We start from the raw sequence: 24,622 nt of genomic DNA, 5'->3' as shown, positions 1-24,622 counted from the left end.
AACTTAATTGTTTTAAAACGGTGTTCTAATCAATTTTTCAACTCATATAGTGGAAACAAGCCTACCTATGAAAAGGGGATGGAGTATGAAACGCGTATCTACTATGACAGTTAAAAAAAGATTAGTCACTGTTTTTCTTTTTGGATTTTTGGCATTTGTGATTATTGATTTTAGGTTAGGGTATGTCCAATTTATTATTGGAAAAGAACTAACAGAGTGGGCTGATGAATCTTGGACACGGGATATAACCTTCGAGCCTGAGAGGGGACATATTTTAGATGCCAATAAAGAAATATTAGCGGAAAATGTGACAGCACCTTCTATTATCCTGGCACCACGTCAAATCGAAAATCCACAGTATACAGCAGAAAAACTTGCAAGAATACTTGATATTCCGGTAGATGAAGCATATGGACATGTTACAGAAGACTCGAATTTCGTTAATATTAATCCAGAGGGGCGAAAGATTTCTAAACAACAGGAAAAAGCGATACGAACACTTGATATCAATGGAGTTTATCTAGCAAAGGATTCTAAAAGACATTATCCTTTTGGTACAGACTTAGCCCATGTTCTAGGGTTTGCTGGAATCGATAATCAAGGGTTGATGGGGCTTGAACTTTTTCATGATGAAAAATTAAGTGGAGAAGCAGGAAGCCTATCTATTTATTCCGATGCTAAAGGCGGTAAATTAGATAATTTATCTGATCAATATAAAGCGCCTAAAGACGGATTGAATTTAAAAACAACGATTGATTCAAAGGTTCAAACAATCATGGAACGAGAACTTGATTTAGCCGAAGCGACATATAACCCAGACAATGCACTGGCTTTAGCAGTCAATCCTAAAACAGGTGGTATTTTAGGTATGGCATCACGTCCTACATTTAATCCGGAAAATTATCAAGACGTAGATTCTGAAATTTTTGATCGCAACTTGCCCATTTGGAAGACATTTGAACCAGGATCAACGTTTAAAATTATCACTTTAGCTGCAACGTTAGAAGAAGGGCTTGTTGATCTTCATAAAGATAAATATAATGATAAAGGATCAATTAAAGTTGGTGGAGCAAATTTAAGTTGTTGGAAAAGCGGTGGGCATGGAGAACAAACTTATTTAGAAGTTGTGCAAAATTCATGCAACCCAGGTTTTGTTACTCTTGGACAAAAACTAGGTAAAGAGAAATTGTTTTCTTATATAAAAGACTTTGGATTTGGAACAAAAACAGGAATAGATTTACAAGGTGAAGGTAATGGTATTTTATTTAAACCGGAAAACATCGGCCCTGTTGAATTAGCGACAACTTCATTCGGACAAGGTGTGTCTGTCACTCCTATTCAACAAGTAATGGCTGTTTCGGCCGCAATTAATGGTGGTTTCCTTTACGAACCCTATATTGCAGATGAATGGATTGACCCAGAGACTGAAGAAGTGGTGGAAAAAACTGAGAAAAAACTTAAAAAACGGGTTATCTCTAAGGAAACATCGGAAGAAGTAAGTAAAACTCTCGAGAGTGTCGTTGCCTATGGTACAGGTAGACCCGCATATGTAGATGGTTACAGAGTGGGAGGGAAAACTGGAACTGCGCAGAAGGTAGGGGAGGATGGACGCTACCTAGCTAATGATCACATCGTTTCTTTTATTGGATTTGCACCTGCGGATGACCCTGAAATTGTGGTCTTAGTTGCTATAGATAATCCTAAAGATACAGTACAGTTCGGTGGTGTTGTCGCTGCTCCTATAGTTGGTACCATTATTGGTGATAGTTTAAATGCTTTAGGAATTGAACAGCGCACTGATGGGTTAGAAAAGGAGTATGTCTATCCAGAAGAACCTAAAGTAGATGTTCCTGATCTTGTTGGTCAAACCCAGGATGATTTAAGAGAGTATATGACTAATTTAACAATAGAAACTAATGGCTCAGGAGAACATATTGTTGATCAATCACCTGAACCTGGAACAAAGGTTGAATCTGGATCAACGATACGAATTTATTTATCCTCTGAACCTGAATAAAGATAAAATATTTTCTATTAAAGATAAGTAAAAGATCGTTAAATGGCAAAAATTTTGCTATAATTATAATTTGATAACGGTCAGAAAGAATGATCATAAAACGTATTTTTATTGTTGGAATTAAAATATCGAATTTTAAAGCTTGATTTCGGTTTAACACTAAATATGTAAGGATGTTGAATATATGAAATTATCAAGTCTCCTTTCCTGTTTACCATTTTATCGAACTTCTACGACGATAGAAGACAGAGAAATTACCCAGATTCAAATGGACGATCGCAAGGTAAACGATGGCTCTTTGTTCATTTGTATTCAAGGCTTTACCGTAGATGGTCATGATTATGCAGAGAATGCGGTTAAAAGAGGAGCTGTGGCAGTTGTCGCTGAGAAAGAACTGTCGCTTCCTGTTCCAGTCATTGTTATATCGGATACTAAGCGTGCTTTAGCAATGTTAGCAGCGAAGTTTTTTGATAATCCAACAAAAAACATGTCATTAATTGGTGTTACGGGAACAAATGGTAAAACAACAATAACTTATTTGCTTGAGAAGATTTTCAATCATGACATGAAAAAAACTGGTTTAATTGGTACGATTCAAATGAAAATTGGAGAAAAAGAATATCCGATAAATAATACAACACCAGATTCCTTAGAATTACAAACTAACTTTAAGAAAATGGTTGACGCAAACGTAGATCAGGCGATTATGGAGGTTTCTTCACATGCTCTTGATCAAGGACGTGTTTTTGGATGTAATTATGATATCGCTATTTTTACAAACCTTTCACAAGATCATCTCGATTATCATAAGGATATGGATGATTATTTACGAGCAAAAAGCTTGCTGTTTTCTCAACTTGGAAATACATATGGAACGAGCAAGAAATACGCTATTATTAACGAAGATGAGAAAGCGAGTGGCCTCTTAAAGAAAAGTACTGCTCAGCATCTGATTACATATGGAATAAAAAATAAATCAGATGTTATGGCAAGCAATATCGAACTAGGAATCACCCAGACAAAATTCACCTTAGAGACACCTGTTGGTAATGTGGACATTTTAAGCAGGTTGATTGGTAATTTTAACATTTATAATATGTTAGCAGCGGCCTCTGCTGCTTTAGCTAGAGAGGTGCCATTAAATGTAATTAAAGAAGCATTGGAGGTCGTGACGGGGGTTAATGGACGCTTTGAACCTGTTCTCGCTGATCAGCCATACGCTGTAATTGTGGACTATGCCCACACACCAGACTCATTAGATAATGTTCTTGAAACAATTAAAGGATTTGCTAAAAGAAATATTTATGTTGTCGTAGGGTGTGGAGGGGATAGAGATCGTACTAAACGCCCTTTAATGGCACAAATTGCTGTTAAGTATGCTGATAAAGCTATTTTCACATCAGATAATCCACGTACAGAAGATCCAGAAGAAATTATAAAAGATATGGTTACTGGGTTGAATAAAGATGCACTTAATTACCATGTTGTTGTAAATCGGAAGCAAGCTATAAATGAAGCAATTAATATGGCGAAAGAAGACGATGTTATATTAATTGCAGGAAAAGGCCATGAAACATATCAGCAGATAGGTCACGAAAAACATGATTTTGATGATCATAAAGTGGCTGAAGAAGCTATTAGGAATAAGGGGAAGTGATGCAAATGTTTACAACTGATTGGCTTACAACTATTTTTAATAATTTTGAAGGCAACCCAAAGACTGCTTTATCAATTCAAGAAGTGAACATAGATAGTCGTAAGAAAACAAAAGACTCTCTCTTTATTCCTATTATTGGTGAGAAATTCGATGGCCATGAATTTGTGTTACAAGCAATTGATAATGGAGCTGTAGCGGTTATATGGAACAGTGAAAGACAACTGCCACCAGACTTACCAAAAGATTTTCCGGTTTTCCTAGTGGATGATACAGTAGAGGCGCTGCAATTGTTGTCTATTAAATACAGAGATGTAGTTAACCCTACAGTTATTGGAATTACCGGGTCTAATGGAAAAACAACAACAAAGGATATTGTTGCTACAATACTTAAACAGAAATTTAACACACATCATACATTTGGAAATTTAAATAACCATATCGGCTTACCACTCACTATTTTATCAATGGAAAAAGAAACAGACATGCTCGTTCTAGAAATGGGCATGAATGATTTTGGTGAAATAGATTTATTATCACGTATAGCTAAACCTGATTATGCTGTCATTACCAATATCGGTGAATCCCATATTGAGTTTCTTAAAAGTCGTGCTGGTATAGCAAAAGCAAAACTTGAGATAACGAACGGTCTAAAAAATGATGGCTGTCTAATTGTCGATGGTGACGAGGATTTATTGGAACATAAATCCTCTGAATATAATATAATTAAATGTGGATTTAATTCAACGAACGATGTTATCATTTCAGAAGTTACATTTCATCAAAAACAAACTCAATTTCACTTATCAACGGGGTCGGATTTTGTAATACCATTATTAGGTAAGCATCATGCTAAAAATGCTTCGTTTGGAATCACACTTGGTCTGGATGTTGGTGTGACAGAAGAACAAATTAACGAAGCTTTTAAAAATCTGAGTTTAACATCAATGCGCTTTGAAATGATTAAAGGGAAAAACGGGACTTCTATCATTAATGATGCGTATAATGCTTCACCAACATCTATGAAGGCAGCGATTGAGGTAGTAAAGGAGCTGACAGGCTATAAAAATAAAGTTCTTGTTTTGGGAGATGTTTTCGAACTCGGATCTCATTCTAAAGAACTTCATGAGTCTATAGCAGATGTTATTGAGTCCCCAATCACAACTTTATTTACTATGGGGGAAGAGATCCAAGCAACAGGTAAGAAAGTGAATGAAAAAGAAAATGATATTAACTCTCAACACTTTAATTCATCTGATGAATTAATCAATAGCCTTCAGGGGTATTTAAATGAAGATACACTAATCTTATTTAAGGCTTCAAGAGGTATGGAATTTGAAAGATTGATTGAGAAGATAAAAATCAATTAATGTAGAGTTAGATACTAAAGATTGGATTTTATAAAAGAATTAAGTAAAATAAATATAAATGCTGAGAACTTGCCAAAGTGGATAAAATTTCAAGAACCAATCAAGTTCGTAATTTTTGTGTTTTTAGACTACATATAAATGGTTTAACTCACTTTTACACATTACTGATTGAGGATTCACTTTTTTGAGGACGGTCGTAGCACAGAGAGGAGAAATCTTATGAACATCATTATAATAATAATCACATTAGCCATAGCATTTTTAATAACCGTCCTTTTATCACCTTTATTTATACCATTTTTGCGACGCTTAAAGTTTGGACAAAGCATTCGGGAAGAAGGCCCTAAGTCGCATCAAAAGAAATCAGGAACTCCAACAATGGGTGGAGTGATGATTGTTTTAAGTGTTATCATCACATCACTTATTATGTCAGCTAAAATTAATAATGGGGCAATTAGCTATGAAACCTGGTTACTTGTGTTTGTCTTGTTCGGTTATGGATTAATAGGTTTTTTAGATGATTTTATTAAAGTCGCGCTGAAACGAAATCTAGGATTGACGTCAAAACAAAAAATGGCCGGTCAATTAATTATCGCTGTTATATTTTATCTGATTTTATATAACCATGGTTTTCCGACACATATTAATATACCCGCCACTAATATACAGCTAGAGCTGGGATGGGGATATGCTTTATTAGTTATTCTCATGCTTGTCGGCTCTTCGAATGCTGTTAACTTAACTGATGGATTAGATGGTCTTTTAGCAGGTACGGCCGCTATTGCATTTGGAGCGTTTGCCGTTTTAGCATGGTATGGTTCGCCACAGGATGAAGTAACAATTTTTGCATTGGCTACAGTTGGAGCACTGTTAGGTTTTCTTGTATTTAATGCTCATCCAGCAAAAGTTTTTATGGGAGATACTGGATCCCTTGCTCTGGGAGGAGCTATAGCAGGTATAGCTATTCTAACAAAATTAGAGATTATACTTGTTATTATTGGTGGTGTGTTTGTCATTGAAACTTTATCGGTTATAATCCAGGTTATTTCATTTAAAACGACAGGGAAGAGAGTCTTTAAAATGAGCCCACTCCACCATCATTATGAGTTACTGGGGTGGTCAGAGTGGAGAGTTGTGTCGACATTCTGGTTGGTTGGACTGATCTTTGCTGCTCTCGGTATTTATATTAGGGTGTGGTTAGGATGAATAAGCTGATAAACTTTCCGTATCAGCATGTACTAGTTCTAGGATTAGCGAAAAGTGGTACATCTGCTGCAAGAATATTATTAGAGAACGATGTAAAAGTAAGAATAAATGATATAACTTCACAAGAATCAAAGGACATTGATGAGTTAAAAGAGATGGGAGCCGATATTATTACAGGTGCCCACCCACTTTCAGTGTTAGATGATATCAATCTAGTTATTAAAAACCCAGGTATTCCATATGAAAACATTATTGTTAATGAGGCTGAAAAGCGTCAAATTCCCGTTGTTACGGAAATTGAGTTGATTAATTATCTCATTAGCAATTCTGTGATTGGAGTCACCGGTTCAAATGGAAAGACAACCACGACGATGCTGATAGGTGAAATGCTTAAAATGAGCAAATGCCCTGTCGAAGTTGCTGGGAATATTGGGGTAGTAGCTTCAGATATAGCTGTAGATTTAAAGAAAGATGAAACGCTGGTCTTGGAGTTATCTTCATTCCAATTGCAGGGAACTGTTAGATTCAGCCCTCATATTGCAGTTTTATTAAACATATATGACGCACATTTAGATTACCATAAGACACTTGAAAACTATAAACAGGCTAAATTTAATATTTTTAAAAACCAAACAAAAGAAGATTATCTAGTCTATAATGTCGATAATCATTCTGTAAACCATGGGGCTGCAACAGCAAAGTCTAATAAAATCCCTTTCTCAACGACACAACAACTTACGTCAGGGGCCTGGATAGATGATAATTATTTGTATTTTAATGGCGAACAAATTATTAGGCGACATGACATTGTTCTTGTAGGTACTCATAATTTAGAAAATATTTTAGCCGCAGTTTGTGCTGCAAAATTACAAGGTGCCACAAACGAAGGAATAAAAAGAGTGTTAACTTCCTTTTCTGGTGTTAAGCATCGACTACAATTGGTTGAAAAGGTTAAAGGTAGAGTGTTTTATAATGATTCAAAAGCCACAAATATATTAGCAACTGAAAAAGCTTTAGCATCGTTTAACCAACCGATAATCCTATTGGCGGGTGGTCTGGATCGTGGTAACGACTTTGATACTTTAGTTCCTGCCCTTAATAATGTAAAAGCGATGATAGTATTTGGTGAAACAGCTGAAAAGTTAGAGCAAGCAGCTAAGGAAGCAAATATTTCTATCTGCCGAAAAACAACTAATATGAAAGAAGCCACAAAACTAGCGTATGAAGTATCTGAAGAAGGTGATGTCGTTCTGTTATCGCCAGCCTGTGCTAGTTGGGATCAATATAAAACATTTGAAGAAAGAGGTGACATGTTTATACAAGCCGTGCATACATTAAAGTAGGGGCTTGTTCATGTCTTTTTCTAGTCTGTTTTATATTTGGTTATGGATTTAATATATATATGAACAAAATGACGCCCCTAATTTATTAAGGGGTGTTTTTGTATATGAGCCAATCAACAAAACTCAAAGAAAAACCTGATTATTTCTTGCTCACAGTGATTATCCTTCTTCTAACTGCCGGCATAGCTATGGTCTACAGTTCTTCATATATTTGGGCTGAATATAAATACTCGGACCAATTTTACTTTTTAAAAAGACAATTATTATTTGCTAGTGCTGGAGTCATTGCTATGGTTATCTTTATGAGAATACCCTATAATACATGGAATAAGTACGCTAACTATATCCTGTTTTTCTGTTATTTATTATTGGTTTTAGTTTTAGTACCTGGTATCGGTATGGTAAGAGGAGGAGCTCAAAGCTGGATTGGTGTTGGAGCATTCAGTATTCAGCCATCTGAATTTATGAAACTAGGCCTTATTATTTTTTTATCTGTTTTTCTTGCTTCAAATCAAAAATATATAGCTTCTTTTAAAAAAGGATTCTTTCCTTCATTGATTTTGGTTATTTCTGCCTTTGGACTTATCATGCTCCAGCCAGATTTGGGTACAGGTATAGTACTAATTACTACATGTATGATCATGATTTTTGTAGCTGGCGCAAGACTCTCACACTTTTTTGGCTTAGCGCTAATTGGATTGGTTAGCTTTGTTATTCTTATAATATCTGCTCCGTATCGGATTAGTCGGATTACAGCTTTTCTAAATCCATGGGAAGATCCACTTGGTGATGGTTTTCAAATCATTCAATCACTTTATGCTATTGGTCCCGGAGGCTTAATGGGTGTCGGATTTGGTGAAAGTTTACAAAAGTATTTTTACTTACCAGAACCACAGACAGATTTTATCTTTTCTATTCTAGGTGAAGAATTAGGCTTTATAGGTGGTACTTTACTGATAGTATTATTTTTCTTTTTATTTTGGCGCGGAATCAAAGTTGCCTTAGAGGCTCCAGATTTATTTGGGCGTTTTTTAGCGTTAGGCATCGTTTCCATGTTAACAATTCAGGCTATGATAAATATAAGTGTTGTTATAGGTCTCATCCCAGTTACTGGAATTACTTTACCATTCCTAAGTTATGGAGGCTCATCTCTGACCTTAACTTTGGCTTCAGCTGGAATTCTTCTAAACATTAGCCGATATAGTAGATTGTAAGGGGGTTGTATTGGATGGTAAAAACTACTATGTTTAAAAACATTAAAATAAGGGTAATGATTTAACTGTGCACTATCTGTTTAGATACATATTATGTTATAATTCATATACCAATTGATTTTGAAGAATTATAGCTAGTTTACAAACAAATAAGTATTATTTACGATAAAGGAAGAAAACGATGAGCGAAAAAAACGTTGTGTCGATTGAAGATCGCATCCCTAAATTAAAACAGGAACGAAAAAAGAAAGCAAATCGACGACTTATATTTTATCTATCTATTTTTTTCCTTTTAGTCTCGCTAGTTGTTTATTTACAATCCCCACTTAGTAATGTGAAAACAATAAATGTAACGGGGAATAATGTCCTGTCGAAGGAAGAGATCATTCAATTAAGTGAGCTGACCAAACAGACGAATATATGGGCAATAAACAAAAGTAATATGACTGAATCAATTCAAAAAAATGCTATGGTAGACACAGTTTCTATTAAGCGGTCGCTGCCATGGACTGTCAATGTTACTATAAAAGAATTTGACCTGGTCGGTTTTATTAAGGATGAGGAACATTATATGCCTGTCATTGAAGACGGGGAAATTATAACAGATAGACAGACGAAGAGTATAAACGGCGATGCACCTCTATTGCTTAACTTTTCAGAAAAAGATTACTTGGATAAAATGGCCGTTGAATTGTACGAGCTGCCAAAAAGTATTTCAAATCTTATTTCAGAAGTATACTGGGACCCAACAGAAGAAAACAAGAACAAAATACTCCTATATATGAATGATGGCTATGTCGTTTCGAGTACAATACGTGACTTTTCCGAGAAAATGACTGTTTATCCTTCCATTGTTTCGCAATTAGACCCAGAAGATAAAGGAATTATTCATATTGGGGGCGGTGCTTATTTTGAGAGTTTTCAAAGTGAGGATCAAAAGAAAGAAGAAGAATAGTGGTCAATCCCCATAAAAGTTTATTAACTCACGAAAAGCTATTGTTAGATTTCCAATGATAAACGAATTGAAAAATGCTCTAAATATGGGGAATAAAGTAGCGAATCCACTCGAATTATAGGAAATTATTAAAAATATTTACTAAATGCATAAAATATATATCTTTTTTTTGAAAACTCATATAAAATAATAGATTATAGTAGAAAAGAGTAATCATTATTGAAAAACAAAATAAAAGAGAAATGATGTTTTGAATTAGGAGGTGCCTTTCTTTGGAAAATAGTGAAGTGCTAGTTAGTCTTGATATAGGGACATCAAAAATTAAAGTTATAATAGGTGAAGTTTTAAACGACTCCTTGAACATAATTGGTGTTGGTTCTGCAAAGTCAAATGGAATGAAAAAAGGTGCCATTGTTGATATTGATAAAACAGTGCAATCAATTCGAAATGCGGCAGAACAAGCTGAACGGATGGTAGGAATGGAAATCGATAGTGTCGTAGTAGGCATCAACGGAAGTCATATTCAATTACAGCCTTGCCATGGTGTAGTTGCTGTGCAAAGTGACGATCGAGAAATTGGTGATGAAGATGTTACAAGGGTAATTGATGGTGCCCAAGTTATTTCAATTCCACCGGAACGGGAAATAATTGATGTTATTCCGAAGCAATTTATCGTTGATGGTTTAGACGAAATAACGGATCCACGCGGAATGATTGGTGTTCGTTTAGAGATGGAAGGAACCATTATCACTTGTTCAAAAACTATTTTACATAATATTTTAAAATGTGTTGAAAGAGCAGGCCTACAGGTTTCCGATATTTGTCTACAACCGCTTGCAGCTGGTTCAATTGCGTTATCCCAAGATGAAAAAAACCTCGGGGTAGCGTTAATAGATGTCGGTGGAGGGTGTTCAACAGTTTCGGTTTTCGAAAATGGGCATTTATCATCAACAAGTGTCGTCACTCTTGGAGGCGAAAATATTACGAAAGATTTATCCATAGGTTTAAGAACATCAACAGAGGAAGCAGAAGACATCAAATTAAATCATGGACATGCATTTTACGATTTAGCCCAAGAAGATGAAATATTTGAAGCTACTACAATTGGCAGTAACGCTACTCAAACTTATAATCAATTAGAAATTTCCGATATGATTGAAGCACGACTTGAAGAAGTTTATGCTTTTGCTGAAAGAGAAATTAGAAAAATGGGTTACCGTGAATTACCAGGTGGCTATGTATTAACTGGCGGCACTATGAAAATGCCAGGTGCACTTGAATTGGCACAGGATTTATTTCAATCCAATGTTCGAATAGCGATACCTGACTATATAGGGGTAAGGGAACCACAGTTCACAGCAGGTGTAGGAATCTTGCAATTTGCAAATCATAATGCGAAAATACAAGGTAAAGAATTACAACCAGCAGTAGCATTTACAGAAAGTGAACAACAACCAAAACGAATAAAGAAAAGTCAATCTAATGACTCAGAACCGAAAGAAAAAAAGAAAAAGCAATCTGGTATTGCCAACTTATTTAAGTATTTCTTTGATTAACACTTGAACTATTTATCAAAAAGCAGCAAAAGATATATTCTACCCATTATAAAATATTGGTTAAATATAATTCATGATGTGTATCAAATAACGATGGTTTGTTTGATTTTTTCTAGGTAGAAAGATTTGATATCTGCTCGCTTTTTGAATGTTACATATTTTGTAGATTAATTCTTGTAATTTTGAGGAGGAACGAAAAATGTTAGAGTTTGATACACAAACAGATCAACTTGCAACGATTAAAGTTATCGGTGTAGGTGGTGGAGGTAATAATGCGGTTAACCGAATGATTGAACATGGAGTCGAGGGTGTTGAATTTATTGCTGTTAACACAGATGCACAAGCTCTTAATCTATCAAAGGCAGAATTAAAGCTTCAGATAGGTGGGAAACTTACACGTGGTTTAGGTGCAGGAGCTAACCCGGAGATCGGAAAAAAGGCGGCTGAAGAGAGCAAGGAGCAATTAGAAGAAGTTCTTCAGGGTGCTGATATGATCTTCGTAACAGCTGGAATGGGTGGAGGAACCGGAACAGGGGCTGCCCCAACTATTGCACAAATTGCCAAAGAACAAGGTGCATTGACTGTCGGTGTTGTTACTCGTCCATTTTCGTTTGAAGGAAGAAGAAGGTCCACTCAAGCGATATCGGGGATTGACGCCTTGAAAAACAGTGTCGATACACTTATAGTTATCCCAAATGATCGATTACTTGAAATTGTAGATAAAAACACTCCAATGCTTGAGGCATTCCGCGAAGCTGATAATGTACTTAGACAAGGTGTGCAAGGAATTTCTGATCTCATTGCGAAACCAGGTCTTATTAACGTGGACTTTGCTGACGTAAAAACAATAATGTTCGATAAAGGTTCTGCGCTTATGGGAATTGGTGTTGCAACAGGTGAAAGCAGAGCAACAGAGGCGGCTAAAAAAGCCATTTCTTCACCATTGCTTGAAACATCCGTTGACGGTGCCCATGGAATATTAATGAATATTACCGGGGGAACAAACTTGAGTTTATTTGAAGTTCAGGAAGCGGCTGATTTGGTTACTTCAGCAGCTGATGATGAAGTTAACGTTATATTTGGTTCCGTTATAAATGAGAACTTGAAAGATGAAATAGTTGTAACAGTGATCGCTACAGGTTTTGATGAGGCAAAAAATATAGATAAACAACCAAAACAAAGACCAGTCACAACACATCAACAACATGCAGCTACACGGGAACCTGAAGATAACGTAAGAGAGTCTGTTCAACCAAATCCAACTCAAACTCACCAAAAACAAGAAGACACCTTAGATATACCAACCTTCTTAAGAAATCGGAATCGTAATCGAAACTAGTAAAAATAATATTTAATAAAAACGGTAGCTATTTGAGCTATCGTTTTTTTATTTTGTATAATTTATATTGATAATATTAATCCCTCTTTTTTCTTCCGACAATCTTTCCGATAACTATTGATAACTAGTTGAAATTAGTAAATTTACGCATACAAAAAGTGACAGACTTCGCTCGTTAAATGGGATATACTCATTTTAGTATGTCCGAGCGTATGAAAACTGAAGAGATTATGGAGGAAAAGTAAAGTGACAATTTATTTAGATGCAGTGTGGGCACTAAACTATTTCTTAGATCTAATGCTCTTAATGTTGACCGGCGCTATGGTAAAAGAAAGAGTAACAAAACGAAGACTATTATTTGGAGCGTTTGTTGCTTCTTTGATTGTTCCATTATCACTTTATTTTCCTAATACCTTTTTAACGTCCATAGTTGGTAAACTACTTTATTCTCTTCTAATTGTGTTTTGCACATTTCGCTTTATTTCAATTCATAGGACATTGAAGTTACTGTTAATTTTCTACTTTATTACATTTGCAATAGGGGGTGGTTTAATAGCTTTACACCACATGGCTCAAAGTCCAGTAGGGATGTCTGATTCAGGAATTTTAACATTTAGTAAAGGTTATGGTGATCCTGTTAGTTGGCTGTTTATTCTTATAGGATTTCCGTTCGTTTGGTTATTCACTAAAAGACGGTTGGACAAGCATGCAGTTGAAAAAATTCGATATGACCAGCTTTATCGTGTGACACTTAAGATGAACGGTCGTACATTTTCAACAGACGGTTATATTGATAGTGGGAATCAGTTAGTTTGTCCTATGACTAAAAAACCTGTCGTTATTGCGGATCAAAGCTTTTTGAAACAATGGTTTGCGGAAGTGGAATGGAAACAATTGAAGGAGTCACATGCTTCTCTTGACTTCGATAATATTCCAAAGGCGTGGGAGGACAGCATCCATGTTGTCCCCTATCAAGGTGTTGAAGGTGGAAGTAACTTTTTACTCGCCTTACGCCCTGAGAAGTTGACCATTCAATACGATGAAGATGAGATCATAACTAACAATGTACTGATTGGAATTCAGTTTGATAATTTAACGACAGACCATTTATACCATTGCTTGCTGCAACCAGAAATCATTAAATTATCAAATATAAATACAGCGTGATACAAAAGGAGCGAATAAATGTGAGAATAATAAAATTACGTCTTCGTTTATGGTGGTATAAACTACTCATAAAATTAGGGATAAAACCTAAAGAAATTTATTATATTGGGGGAAGTCAAGCTTTACCACCTCCACTATCAAAAGAAGAAGAGAAAGAGTTACTTGAATTACTACCAGAAGGAGATCAATCCGCCCGTGCCATTTTAATTGAACGTAATTTACGGCTAGTCGTATATATTGCCCGGAAGTTTGAAAATACAGGTATTAATATTGAAGATTTAATCAGCATAGGTGCTATAGGTCTTATAAAAGGAGTTAACACCTTTAATCCTGAAAAGAAAATTAAATTAGCTACATATGCTTCTAGATGTATAGAAAACGAAATTTTAATGTATCTCAGACGTAACAATAAATTGAAAACAGAGATTTCTTTTGATGAACCGTTAAATGTAGATTGGGATGGTAATGAGTTATTGTTATCTGACGTACTAGGTACAGATGAAGATATTATTACAAAAGGTTTAGACGCTAAAGTGGATCGTTCTTTATTAAAAAAATCATTGCATCAACTGAATGATAGAGAAAAACAAATTATGGAACTGCGTTTTGGTTTAATAGGTGAAAGAGCAAAAACCCAAAAAGATGTTGCCGATTTATTAGGAATTTCCCAATCCTATATTTCGAGACTTGAAAAGAAAATTATAAGGCGACTTAAAAAAGAATTTAATAAAATGGTATAACCCTTGCCCTTACTACTACAAACTAGAATTTAGGTGTATTTTGTCTTGACTTCAATTGCATAAAAAAGAACTCTCTCGGAGATACTTACCATGTACAACATCTCCAAGCAGGAGGGTAAAGAATGTCAAGACATAAAGTAGTAATTTGTGGAGTAGATACATCAAAATTACCCGTTTTAAAAAATGATGAAATGAAAGAACTATTTAAAAAAATGCAGGGAGGAGACATATCAGCACGAGAAGAACTTGTGAATGGAAATTTACGATTAGTATTAAGTGTGATTCAAAGGTTTAATAATCGCGGAGAATATGTAGACGATCTATTTCAAGTTGGTTGTATTGGTCTAATGAAATCCATTGATAATTTTGATTTAAGTCACAATGTTAGGTTTTCAACATATGCTGTTCCGATGATTATAGGTGAGATAAGACGATACTTACGGGATAATAATCCAATCAGGGTGTCAAGATCTTTACGAGATACAGCCTATAAAGCGCTCAAGATAAGAGAGGAATTAATTAATAAGACTTCGAAAGAGCCGACACCAATGGAAATAGCTGAAGAAATGGGAGTTTCTTATACAGATATTGTATTTGCTATGGATGCTATCCAGGATCCGGTTTCATTATTTGAACCCATATATAACGAGGGCGGAGATCCCATTTATATCATGGATCAAATTAGTGATAATAAAGAGAAGGTTGATACTTGGGCAGATAAATTATCGGTCAAAGAAGGCATGCATCGTTTAAATGAACGAGAAAAATTAATCCTAAATAAACGCTTCTTTCAAGGAAGAACCCAGATGGAAGTTGCCGAAGAAATCGGAATATCCCAAGCACAAGTATCACGCCTGGAAAAAGCAGCAATTGAACAAATGAATAAAGAGATGTTTGAGTAAGAGTAAAAAAAGTAGCTGTCGAATCCGTACAGCTACTTTTTTTGCGTTTTATTACAAACCTTAAGCAAGCACGACATCACATAATCCATATTATGCGACACATAGTTTCAACAATGACACTCTTCTCGTCCTATTAAAGTAAGTGATAATCCCATCGCTGCGGAAAAATCGCTACGCTTTCCGTGGGCGGCTGATGAGCCTCCTCGAGCTACGCTCTGCGGGGTCTCATCTAGGCCTCAGCTCCCACAGTAGTCTCCGCGTTTTTCCTTCGCTTATAGTAGTTATCTTTTAGGATATGTAGATGTCTGTCACAATTAATATTCCAGAATATACCAAGTTGTAAATCGTAGCATAATAGCGTAGGCAGAATACGAAGACTCCTGTGGGAAAAGCACGAGTCTGAAGACCCCGCAGCGGTGGTAAAGCTAATGAAGGCCGACTAAAACCGTCCTTTGTGGACAACGCCGGCATACCCCTTGCCGGGGCAAGGAGGCTGGAGCCTTGCCCGTGGAAAGCGAAGTATTCTGCCGAAACGAGGTGTACGCACTCTATTTGCTCGGAATAAACGGATCCACCTATTCACTATGTCGCGGTTTATATTTACTGTGTATTATGATATAAATAAAAACTTTATCATCATTTATCTGTCACTCTTTTATAATTAAAACTGGTGAAATGCGCATATACATAAAAGTAAGGCAGGTGGATGGGATGATTAAGTTATCGGAGTTACAGATGAAGGAAATTATTATTGTTAGTAATGGGAGGCGTTTAGGCCATATTGACGATTTAGAAATCGATGTTGATCTAGGGAAAATTAGATCTCTTATTATTTTTGTTAAGGAAAACGATAGCTTTTTTGGGAAGCAAGAAGAAGTATTTATACCTTGGCATCAAATCGTTACAATTGGCACCGATGTTATTCTTGTCCAAGATATTGATTACCCACAGCTTTACCCTAGTGAAAATTAATGATTGAAATAGGTGAACTATATTGAATTTGTGATAAAATAGAAAAAGCAATAACTATTTTAGGAGGTGAGTCTTTTCATGAGTGAGATTTTTCAACAAAAGGACCCAACCTTTTTAAGTATAGAATTATGGCAAAGTCAAAACAATTCATTGGTTGCCGGATTTACAACGAGATTGGGTGGTGTAAGCCAGTCCCCTTTTGATACATTTAATTTAGGGATGCACGTTAATGATCAACTTCAAGACGTATTGGCAAACCGAAATGAATTAGGCAAAAGTCTAAGAATGCCTTTGAGTCAATGGGTAGCAGCAGAACAAATTCACGGTAATCAAATTCATATTGTAGACAAGCATGACAAAGGAAAAGGGGCTCAAACGTTTGATTCATCAATAAAAAAAACCGATGGATTAATAACCCGAGAACCTGGCATTCTTTGCACTGCATTTTTTGCTGATTGTGTACCTTTGTATTTTTTTGATCCTATCACTTCCTACATCGGTATAGCCCATGCAGGTTGGCGGGGAACTACAAATAAAATAGGGGCACGTATGGTGGAACAAATGCAGAACTTGGGTGTCAATCCCAAAAATATTTTAGTTGCAATTGGACCATCAATATCACAAGAAAAATATGAAGTAGATGAAACAGTAATTAATCAAATTGATGAGCTTTACCGAGAAAGCGTGAGTATAAAACATAGCGACACTAAATATTTATTAGATTTAAAACTTTTAAATAAACAGATTTTACTTGATTCAGGGATAAAGGAATTGAACATAGAAATGACAAAGCATTGTACATATACAAAACAAGGTTTGTTCTTCTCTCATCGTAGAGATCAAGGGAAGACGGGAAGAATGTTAGGTTACATAGGTTTAAAGCAAAGTTAAAAATGTAAAAGGAGCCAGTTTGTAATGAGCGTTGTTTCAAATTTAGAAATAGTTCGAAATAATATTGAGAAAGCGTGTAAAAAAAGTAATCGCAATCTAGAAGATATTACAATAATAGCAGTGACGAAATATGTTACAATAGAACGAACCCAGGAAGCAATTGAAGCTGGGATAAATCATTTGGGAGAAAATCGCACAGACGAATTTGTAAAAAAACAAACACAAATAAATAATGATGATGTTAATTGGCATTTTATCGGGACACTCCAATCGAGAAAGGTTAGGGAAGTAGTTGATAAAGTAACGGCAATTCACTCATTAGATCGTAAATCACTAGCGAAAGAAATCAATAAGCGCACTTCAAAACCAGTTGAATGTTTTATTCAAGTCAATGTAAGTGGTGAAGATACAAAGCATGGGTTACACCCAGAAGAAGTCTTGAATTTTATACAAGAAATTGATCAGTATGAAAATGTCCAGGTTATTGGTCTTATGACAATGGCACCACATGTTGAAGATGAACAGGTTTTAAGAGAAGTGTTTAGAAAGCTTGCTGATTTAAGGGATCAGGTTAAAGAGAAACACTTAGCGCACGCACCTTGTAAATATTTATCTATGGGAATGAGTAATGACTATGAGATAGCCATTGAAGAGGGCGCAACACATATCCGTATAGGTTCAGAACTTGTAGGACCTTACGATAAGTGAGGTGAAATATAAATGAGTTTCAAAAATAAGATTAAATCATATTTTACTATGGATGATGAGTATGAATATATTGAAGAAAATGAGGAAGACGCATATGAACAAACAGATCAAGTCCCACTCGAGCAAGAAAAGAAGAATGTTGTTAATTTAACGAGTATGAAGCAGGCGACAGCTAAAGTAGTCTTAGCGGAACCTCGTTCTTATAGTGAAGCACAAGAAATTGCTGACAATATTGTTAATCGTCGTGCTGTTGTGATTAATCTACAACGCGTAGATCACCAACAAGCCAAACGTATAGTTGACTTTTTAAGTGGTACTGTTTATGCTGTGAATGGCAATATACAGAAATTGGGAACAGAAACATTTTTATGTGCTCCAGATAATGTTGATGTGTCAGGAACAATTACAGATTCATTTGAGGACGAGCAAGAATTGAATAGAGGATGGTAATATGTTACAACTATTGAATTTATTAGGATTGGCATTAAGGCTCTATAGTTTTGCCTTAATTATATATATTTTTATGTCGTGGTTTCCAGGTGCACGTGAATCAGCTTTCGGAGAGTTCTTAACAAAGATTTGTGAACCATTTCTTGAGCCCTTTAGGAGAATTATCCCACCTCTTGGAATGATAGATATTTCTCCTATTGTAGCAATCTTAGTATTAAATTTTGCTCAAGCATATGGACTAAGAGCATTATACGATATATTCGGAGGTCTCTTTTAATAAATAGTTATGGGGATTTATCAACATTTTCGTAAAGAAGAACACGCATTTATTGATCAAGTGTTATCCTGGAAAGAAGAAGTTGAAAGGTCATATCAAAGAAAATTAACAGATTTTCTTGATCCACGGGAGCAACAAATAGTGGATATGCTTGTTGGTACAGAGAATGACGATTTACAAGTGAATCAATTTGGGGGTGGCCATTATTCAGAAAGAAAAAGGGCCATTATCGCCCCGTATTATGAAGAGATTGAGCATATTGACTACCAATTGACATTACTTGAAGGAAATTATCATTCCAAATTTATTACATTAACACACCGGGATATAATGGGTTCCTTTCTATCTTTAGGAGTTAAACGACAAACTCTCGGTGATATCTATTTAAAAGACGGTCGGTTTCAAATTATAACAACAACAGAAATTTCACCTTTTATAAAGACTAATTTAACCTCAATTAAAAATGCTACAATTCAATTGGTCGACAAACCATTTGATGATTTGATTGAAACAGAAAAGAATTGGCTTGAACAATCCAGAACAATCTCCTCATTAAGATTGGATAATGTATTAAAAGAAATATATAATTTATCTAGAAAAGATGCAGTAGACTATATTAAAAAAAATAACGTTAAAGTTAATTTTAAAGTAGTTGATGAACCGAGCTTTCAATTACGTGAATCAGATATGCTCTCCTTAAGAGGCAAGGGGAGAAGTAAACTTATAAGCCTTGAGGGAAAAACACGTAAAAATAGACTACGCGCCATAATAGCTATTTTAAAATAATGTAGAATTTGATAGAATAATGACTAAGAATACTTCGTAAAACTAAATTCGTTAGGGAGGTGGCCAAGGTGCCATTAACACCACTGGATATTCATAATAAAGAATTTACAAGAAGCTTCAGAGGCTATGATGAGGATGAGGTTAATGACTTTTTAGATAAAATTATTAAAGATTATGAATTAGTGATTCGTGAAAAAAAAGAACTTGAAGAAAAAGTTTCAGGACTAAATGAAAGGCTTGGACATTTCACTAATATTGAAGAAACTCTAAATCGCTCTATTTTAGTTGCTCAGGAAACAGCAGAAGAAGTTACAGGTAATGCAACAAAGGAATCCAAACTTATTATAAAAGAAGCTGAGAAGAACGCCGATCGGATTATCAATGAATCATTAAGTAAATCTAGGCGTATTTCAATGGAAGTTGAAGAGTTGAAAAAACAAGCAAAAGTTTTCCGTACGCGATTAAAAATGCTTGTTGAAGCTCAATTAGATATGATTAATACAGATGATTGGGACGATTTGTTTAACACTGAAATGGACGATGAAGCAACGATGGAATATGAAACGGCAGAAAACAAGTCATAAACCTTGACGCCGTTGTTATATTTACATATAATGCTGAGTATTAAAATTAAATATTTCAAAAAAAGTAAAATACAATGACAGAGACAGTATATGGAGTACTTTTGTTTAGCGAATCAGGAAATGGTGAAAGCCTGAGGCAATGGGATCCATAGAAGATCACTCTTGAGTAGCTATTATGAAATTGAGTAATAATAGCCGGTTTATTCCCGTTATGAATCTAAGGTGAATTAAATTATAATTGAACTATTAAATTATTTTTAATTTATAAGGGTGGTACCGCGAGTCTTCTCGTCCCTTTTTGGGATGTTGAGGGCTTTTTTTATTAACTTTTTAGGAGGTTTATACATGGAATACAAAAAAACGTTATTAATGCCGAAAACAAAATTTCCAATGCGTGGAAATTTACCAAATAAGGAACCGTTAAGACAAGAAAAATGGGAATCAATGAATATTTATGAAAAGGATCAAAAGAGAACTGAAGGAAGACCTTTATTTATTTTACACGATGGCCCACCTTATGCTAATGGAGATTTACACATTGGGCATGCATTAAATAAAATTTTAAAGGATTTTATAACCCGCTATAAATCGATGTCGGGTTATCAAGCTCCATATGTACCTGGATGGGATACCCACGGGCTTCCAATTGAAACTGCACTAACTAAAAAGAAAAAAATTAACCGCAAGGATTTAAATATCGCGGAGTTTAGAGAGATGTGTGCAGAATACGCTATGGGTCAACTTTATAATCAACGTGATCAATTTAAGTCCTTGGGGGTCCGCGGTGATTGGGACAACCCATATATTACGTTAACGAAAGATTATGAAGCAGCCCAAATTAAAGTATTCGGTGAAATGGCTAAAAAAGGTTATATCTATAAAGGTTTGCAACCTGTGTATTGGTCACCGTCTTCAGAATCTGCACTTGCAGAAGCTGAAATTGAATATCATGATAAGCGCTCACCATCCATTTATGTTGCTTTTAATGTTAAGGACGGAAAAAATTTATTTGCTGGAGACGAAAAATTTATTATTTGGACGACAACACCTTGGACGATACCTGCAAACTTAGCTATTGCCCTGCATCCAGAATTCGACTATGTTGTAGTGGAAGTTAATGATGAGAAATATATTATTGCAGAGTCTCTACTAGATACTGTTAGCGAAGAATTAGAATGGGAAACTCCTAAAGTTGTCAAACGTTTTAAAGGAAAGGAGGCAGAGCGAATTACTGCCAAACATCCATTTTATGACCGTGAATCATTAATTATTTTAGGAGACTATGTTACAACAGATTCTGGTACAGGATGTGTCCATACTGCTCCTGGGCACGGTGAAGATGACTTTTATGCCTCCAAGCGATATGGAATTGACGCATTATGCCCTGTTGATGAAAAAGGTGTCTTTACAGAGGAAGCGCCAGGCTTTGAAGGAATATTTTATGATAAAGCAAACAAAGATATTACGGAAAAACTTGAAGAAGTAGGGGCTTTATTAAAATTAAACTTTATTACACACTCGTATCCTCATGATTGGAGAACGAAAAAGCCAACTATTTTCCGAGCTACCTCACAATGGTTTGCTTCTATCAAGGCATTCCGTGAAGATATATTAGAAGAAATTAAAAAGGTCAACTGGTATCCAAGTTGGGGTGAGACACGTCTTCATAATATGGTGAAAGATCGTGAAGATTGGTGTATCTCCCGTCAGAGAACATGGGGAGTACCTATTCCTGTTTTTTATGGTGAAGATCAAACACCAATTATTACTGACGAAACCATTGAGAATGTGTCTAATTTGTTTGCAGAACACGGTTCAAATATCTGGTTTGAATGGGAAGCGAAGGATCTCTTACCAGAAGGATTTACGTCTGAGCACAGCCCTAACGGAAACTTTACTAAAGAGACGGATATTATGGATGTTTGGTTTGATTCAGGCTCATCACATGAAGCTGTTTTAGTTGGTCGTCCAGATCATCACCGTCCAGCAGATGTTTATTTAGAGGGAAGTGACCAATATCGTGGCTGGTTTAACTCATCACTCTCCACTGCCGTTGCAGTAACAGGTAAGGCACCTTATAAAACGATTGTAAGTCATGGATTTGTACTTGACGGAAAAGGTCGTAAAATGAGTAAATCATTAGGTAATGTGATGCTTCCAAGTAAAGTTCAAAAGCAATTCGGTTCTGATATATTAAGACTGTGGGTATCTTCAGTAGATTACCAAGCGGATGTTCGGATATCTAATGAAATCCTGAAGCAGGTTTCTGAGAGCTATCGAAAAATCAGAAATACATTCCGATTTATGCTTGCAAACATTTCTGATTTTGATCCAGCTACCGATCGTGTGCCGGAGGAAGAAATGGAAGAAGTCGATCGTTATATGCTATATCGTCTTCAAGAACTAATTGATGATGTTCATGAAAATTACGAGAAATACGAGTATTCACCAATTTACCATCGTATTCATAACTTTGTTGCAGATGACTTGAGTTCTTTTTATCTAGATTTCGCAAAAGACATTTTGTATATTGAAGCAGAAGATAATCATTATCGTCGTAGTATTCAAACGGGTTATTATGAGATTTTGGTCAGTCTTGTTAAGCTACTAACACCAATAATTCCTCATACGACTGATGAAATTTGGGAATATATCCCAAGTGTTAAAGAGGAGTCTATCCAGCTTACTGACATGCCAACCTCTAGATCCATTGTTGGATTTGAAGGTAAAGTAGAAAAATGGGATCAATTTATGAAGATCCGTGATGACGTCTTAAAGGCACTTGAAGAAGCTAGAGATGAAAAAGTGATTGGTAAGTCTCTTGAAGCTAAAGTTACACTTGTGCCGCAAGACGAAAACGTCGCAACCATCTTAAATTCAATTCCTAATTTACATCAGCTATTGATTGTATCTGAAGCCGAGCTCAGTGATCATGAGAAAAAAGCAAAAAACTATAAGCATGTTTCTGTCTTAGTCGAACCGCATCCAGGTGAAAAATGTGAACGATGCTGGGTGAACTCTTGCACAATAGGAGAAAATAAAGAACACCCAACACTCTGTACACGCTGCGCCGATGTTGTGACTGAGCATTATGCAGAATAGTAGTTATAAAAGATATCCCTCAAAATTGAGAGATATCTTTTATTCTTTTCAATACCTTAACTCCAACATAAACGCACCTTATACACATGATTTGCAGTAACGTCAGCAAAGTTGTTCCCTCTTAAAAAGATATGTGCTCATTCCATCGCTACGGAAAAAAATACTCGCTTTCCATGGGGAACGCTTCAGCCTCCTCACTCGCAAAAAACACTCGTTGCGGGATCTTCAGACTGTTCCTTTTCCGTAGGACATGAGGGACTTCAGCGCGTTACATCGCACGAAGAAAATTGGTTTTTATTTTCGAGGAGTCTCGCATTTTTTCCTTCGCTATAGATAGCCTTCGTTCGGAGTTCAAAGACTAGACTTTTAGTTACTTTTTTTGGATTAAATTTACACGTATCCGTTCTGCCTGAGCTACTATATACTTTATGATTAAAGCGTAATTACATTTTATAAAGTTTTTATCTTCACTTTGAGCAATACTATGCTGATGTTTTTTTAGTACTACAGCTTGTTAATGAAAATGAACTATCCTAAGCGGAGGAAATACGCGGAGACTCCTAGGGGAGCTATAGTCTTCGATGGGGCGAGCATTCACGCGCAGCCCCAGAGGCATCGGTGAGACCCCGAAATGCGTTAGCATTCGGAGGCTCACCAAGCCGCCCCTGGAAAGCGAAGTGTATTTCCGTAGCGATGGCTTAATTCATTCCTAAGATAGTAAGTTACTGCACATCATATATCTAATGTGTTACATTACACTGCTCAAATAATTAACGTTAACTGTGATAAATATAGGATCTACTCAAGCTTAGTGTTGGAATTTTGTTTTAATAATTATAGCTCTAGTGGTATAAACTCCATAGTTTATGGTAAAATCAGAAAGAGTCATGATAAAAGTGCAAGATTGGAAGCGGAGGATTAGGGATGATTTTTTATTATATTATAGCTGGTCTCGTTATAGCTATAGATCAGCTGACGAAGTGGCTTGTTGTAAATAAGATGGAGTTATATGAACAAATACCAATTATTAAGAACTTTTTCTACTTAACATCCCACCGAAACCCAGGTGCCGCGTGGGGAATACTGCAGGATCAAATGGTGTTTTTTTATATCGTAACGGTTGTCGTATTAGGCGGAGTTATTTATTATCTTCATACATATGCTAAAGGTAATCGCATTCTTTCAGTAGGATTAAGTCTCATATTAGGTGGAGCCATTGGCAATTTTATTGATCGTCTTTTTCACAAAGAAGTTGTTGATTTCTTGGACTTCATTATTTTTAAATATGACTATCCCATTTTTAACATAGCAGATTCTTCACTGGTGATAGGTGTCATCTTAGTAATCATTGTCACGTTTAAAGATGAAAAGAAAAGAGGGCAAGCATAA

General features: G+C 35.7%; 21 protein-coding genes and 1 other annotated feature. All 21 genes read left to right on the top strand.

The window, feature by feature from the left end; all coding sequences use genetic code 11:
- Positions 1-85: 85 nt before the first annotated feature.
- The 21 genes from KQI49_RS13005 to lspA all read left to right on the top strand — a co-directional run bounded on the left by KQI49_RS13005 (position 86) and on the right by lspA (position 24,622).
- Entirely contained in the window at positions 86-2,017 is a 1,932-nt protein-coding gene (locus KQI49_RS13005; RefSeq protein WP_216489586.1) for a stage V sporulation protein D, read from the top strand.
- A gap of 184 nt (positions 2,018-2,201) precedes the next feature.
- The gene (locus tag KQI49_RS13000) at positions 2,202-3,674 is read left to right on the top strand and encodes a UDP-N-acetylmuramoyl-L-alanyl-D-glutamate--2,6-diaminopimelate ligase (protein WP_216489585.1); all 1,473 of its coding nucleotides are present in this window, start codon (positions 2,202-2,204) and stop codon (positions 3,672-3,674) included.
- A gap of 5 nt (positions 3,675-3,679) precedes the next feature.
- A complete protein-coding gene (locus KQI49_RS12995; protein WP_216489584.1) occupies positions 3,680-5,041 on the top strand; it encodes a UDP-N-acetylmuramoyl-tripeptide--D-alanyl-D-alanine ligase in 1,362 nt (453 codons plus the stop codon).
- 219 nt (positions 5,042-5,260) lie between these two features.
- Positions 5,261-6,247: a phospho-N-acetylmuramoyl-pentapeptide-transferase gene (gene mraY, locus KQI49_RS12990; protein WP_216489583.1), complete on the top strand. Its 987-nt coding sequence runs from the start codon at positions 5,261-5,263 to the stop codon at positions 6,245-6,247.
- Positions 6,244-7,590, top strand: a complete 1,347-nt coding sequence (murD, locus tag KQI49_RS12985) for a UDP-N-acetylmuramoyl-L-alanine--D-glutamate ligase (RefSeq protein WP_216489581.1) — start codon at positions 6,244-6,246, stop codon at positions 7,588-7,590. Before mraY ends, murD begins: the two co-directional genes overlap by 4 nt.
- Before the next feature lie 104 nt (positions 7,591-7,694).
- Positions 7,695-8,804 (top strand): stage V sporulation protein E, encoded by a 1,110-nt coding sequence (gene spoVE / locus KQI49_RS12980; RefSeq protein WP_216489579.1) that lies wholly within the window; start codon positions 7,695-7,697, stop codon positions 8,802-8,804.
- Between the two features lie 181 nt (positions 8,805-8,985).
- Entirely contained in the window at positions 8,986-9,759 is a 774-nt protein-coding gene (locus tag KQI49_RS12975; protein WP_216489578.1) for a cell division protein FtsQ/DivIB, read from the top strand.
- Positions 9,760-10,031: 272 nt separating this feature from the next.
- A complete protein-coding gene (ftsA, locus tag KQI49_RS12970; RefSeq protein ID WP_216489577.1) occupies positions 10,032-11,315 on the top strand; it encodes a cell division protein FtsA in 1,284 nt (427 codons plus the stop codon).
- Between the two features lie 199 nt (positions 11,316-11,514).
- Positions 11,515-12,654 (top strand): cell division protein FtsZ, encoded by a 1,140-nt coding sequence (ftsZ, locus tag KQI49_RS12965; protein WP_216489576.1) that lies wholly within the window; start codon positions 11,515-11,517, stop codon positions 12,652-12,654.
- Positions 12,655-12,900: 246 nt separating this feature from the next.
- Complete coding sequence (spoIIGA, locus tag KQI49_RS12960) at positions 12,901-13,821, top strand: sigma-E processing peptidase SpoIIGA (protein ID WP_216489574.1); 921 nt, start codon at positions 12,901-12,903, stop codon at positions 13,819-13,821.
- Between the two features lie 20 nt (positions 13,822-13,841).
- Positions 13,842-14,561, top strand: a complete 720-nt coding sequence (sigE, locus tag KQI49_RS12955) for an RNA polymerase sporulation sigma factor SigE (protein ID WP_216489572.1) — start codon at positions 13,842-13,844, stop codon at positions 14,559-14,561.
- Between the two features lie 122 nt (positions 14,562-14,683).
- Positions 14,684-15,463, top strand: coding sequence for an RNA polymerase sporulation sigma factor SigG (sigG, locus tag KQI49_RS12950; protein ID WP_216489571.1), 780 nt, complete (start codon positions 14,684-14,686; stop codon positions 15,461-15,463).
- Between the two features lie 711 nt (positions 15,464-16,174).
- Complete coding sequence (locus KQI49_RS12945; RefSeq protein ID WP_216489569.1) at positions 16,175-16,435, top strand: YlmC/YmxH family sporulation protein; 261 nt, start codon at positions 16,175-16,177, stop codon at positions 16,433-16,435.
- A gap of 78 nt (positions 16,436-16,513) precedes the next feature.
- Positions 16,514-17,326: a peptidoglycan editing factor PgeF gene (pgeF, locus tag KQI49_RS12940; RefSeq protein ID WP_216489568.1), complete on the top strand. Its 813-nt coding sequence runs from the start codon at positions 16,514-16,516 to the stop codon at positions 17,324-17,326.
- Positions 17,327-17,350: 24 nt separating this feature from the next.
- On the top strand, positions 17,351-18,034 hold the full coding sequence (locus KQI49_RS12935; protein WP_216489567.1) for a YggS family pyridoxal phosphate-dependent enzyme: 684 nt from the start codon (positions 17,351-17,353) through the stop codon (positions 18,032-18,034).
- A 12-nt stretch (positions 18,035-18,046) separates the two neighbouring features.
- The gene (locus KQI49_RS12930; protein WP_216489565.1) at positions 18,047-18,484 is read left to right on the top strand and encodes a cell division protein SepF; all 438 of its coding nucleotides are present in this window, start codon (positions 18,047-18,049) and stop codon (positions 18,482-18,484) included.
- 1 nt (position 18,485) lies between these two features.
- Positions 18,486-18,761: a YggT family protein gene (locus tag KQI49_RS12925; protein WP_216489564.1), complete on the top strand. Its 276-nt coding sequence runs from the start codon at positions 18,486-18,488 to the stop codon at positions 18,759-18,761.
- A gap of 9 nt (positions 18,762-18,770) precedes the next feature.
- Entirely contained in the window at positions 18,771-19,547 is a 777-nt protein-coding gene (locus tag KQI49_RS12920; RefSeq protein ID WP_216489562.1) for a YlmH family RNA-binding protein, read from the top strand.
- A 68-nt stretch (positions 19,548-19,615) separates the two neighbouring features.
- Positions 19,616-20,131 carry a DivIVA domain-containing protein gene (locus tag KQI49_RS12915; RefSeq protein ID WP_216489561.1) on the top strand — a complete coding sequence of 172 codons (516 nt, stop codon included), beginning with the start codon at positions 19,616-19,618 and terminating at the stop codon, positions 20,129-20,131.
- A 65-nt stretch (positions 20,132-20,196) separates the two neighbouring features.
- Positions 20,197-20,430 (top strand) — a binding site (T-box leader).
- Positions 20,431-20,476: 46 nt separating this feature from the next.
- Positions 20,477-23,233: an isoleucine--tRNA ligase gene (gene ileS / locus KQI49_RS12910; RefSeq protein ID WP_216489559.1), complete on the top strand. Its 2,757-nt coding sequence runs from the start codon at positions 20,477-20,479 to the stop codon at positions 23,231-23,233.
- A gap of 924 nt (positions 23,234-24,157) precedes the next feature.
- Positions 24,158-24,622, top strand: coding sequence for a signal peptidase II (gene lspA / locus KQI49_RS12905; protein ID WP_216489558.1), 465 nt, complete (start codon positions 24,158-24,160; stop codon positions 24,620-24,622).

The sequence above is a fragment of the Virgibacillus sp. MSJ-26 genome, assembly GCF_018918075.1.
Taxonomy (GTDB): Bacteria; Bacillota; Bacilli; order Bacillales; family Amphibacillaceae; genus MSJ-26.
This window is presented reverse-complemented; position numbering and strand designations above follow the sequence as displayed.

Bases quoted from the DNA above. Each gene is read 5' to 3' on its own strand.
- KQI49_RS12975 (WP_216489578.1), top strand. From the start codon at position 8,986: ATGAGCGAAAAAAACGTTGTGTCGATTGAAGATCGCATCCCTAAATTA.
- sigG (WP_216489571.1), top strand. From the start codon at position 14,684: ATGTCAAGACATAAAGTAGTAATTTGTGGAGTAGATACATCAAAATTA.
- pgeF (WP_216489568.1), top strand. From the start codon at position 16,514: ATGAGTGAGATTTTTCAACAAAAGGACCCAACCTTTTTAAGTATAGAA.
- KQI49_RS12920 (WP_216489562.1), top strand. From the start codon at position 18,771: ATGGGGATTTATCAACATTTTCGTAAAGAAGAACACGCATTTATTGAT.
- ileS (WP_216489559.1), top strand. From the start codon at position 20,477: ATGGAATACAAAAAAACGTTATTAATGCCGAAAACAAAATTTCCAATG.
- KQI49_RS13000 (WP_216489585.1), top strand. From the start codon at position 2,202: ATGAAATTATCAAGTCTCCTTTCCTGTTTACCATTTTATCGAACTTCT.
- KQI49_RS12930 (WP_216489565.1), top strand. From the start codon at position 18,047: ATGAGTTTCAAAAATAAGATTAAATCATATTTTACTATGGATGATGAG.
- KQI49_RS12995 (WP_216489584.1), top strand. From the start codon at position 3,680: ATGTTTACAACTGATTGGCTTACAACTATTTTTAATAATTTTGAAGGC.
- mraY (WP_216489583.1), top strand. From the start codon at position 5,261: ATGAACATCATTATAATAATAATCACATTAGCCATAGCATTTTTAATA.
- murD (WP_216489581.1), top strand. From the start codon at position 6,244: ATGAATAAGCTGATAAACTTTCCGTATCAGCATGTACTAGTTCTAGGA.
- KQI49_RS12945 (WP_216489569.1), top strand. From the start codon at position 16,175: ATGATTAAGTTATCGGAGTTACAGATGAAGGAAATTATTATTGTTAGT.
- KQI49_RS12925 (WP_216489564.1), top strand. From the start codon at position 18,486: ATGTTACAACTATTGAATTTATTAGGATTGGCATTAAGGCTCTATAGT.
- lspA (WP_216489558.1), top strand. From the start codon at position 24,158: ATGATTTTTTATTATATTATAGCTGGTCTCGTTATAGCTATAGATCAG.
- spoVE (WP_216489579.1), top strand. From the start codon at position 7,695: ATGAGCCAATCAACAAAACTCAAAGAAAAACCTGATTATTTCTTGCTC.
- ftsZ (WP_216489576.1), top strand. From the start codon at position 11,515: ATGTTAGAGTTTGATACACAAACAGATCAACTTGCAACGATTAAAGTT.
- KQI49_RS13005 (WP_216489586.1), top strand. From the start codon at position 86: ATGAAACGCGTATCTACTATGACAGTTAAAAAAAGATTAGTCACTGTT.
- KQI49_RS12935 (WP_216489567.1), top strand. From the start codon at position 17,351: ATGAGCGTTGTTTCAAATTTAGAAATAGTTCGAAATAATATTGAGAAA.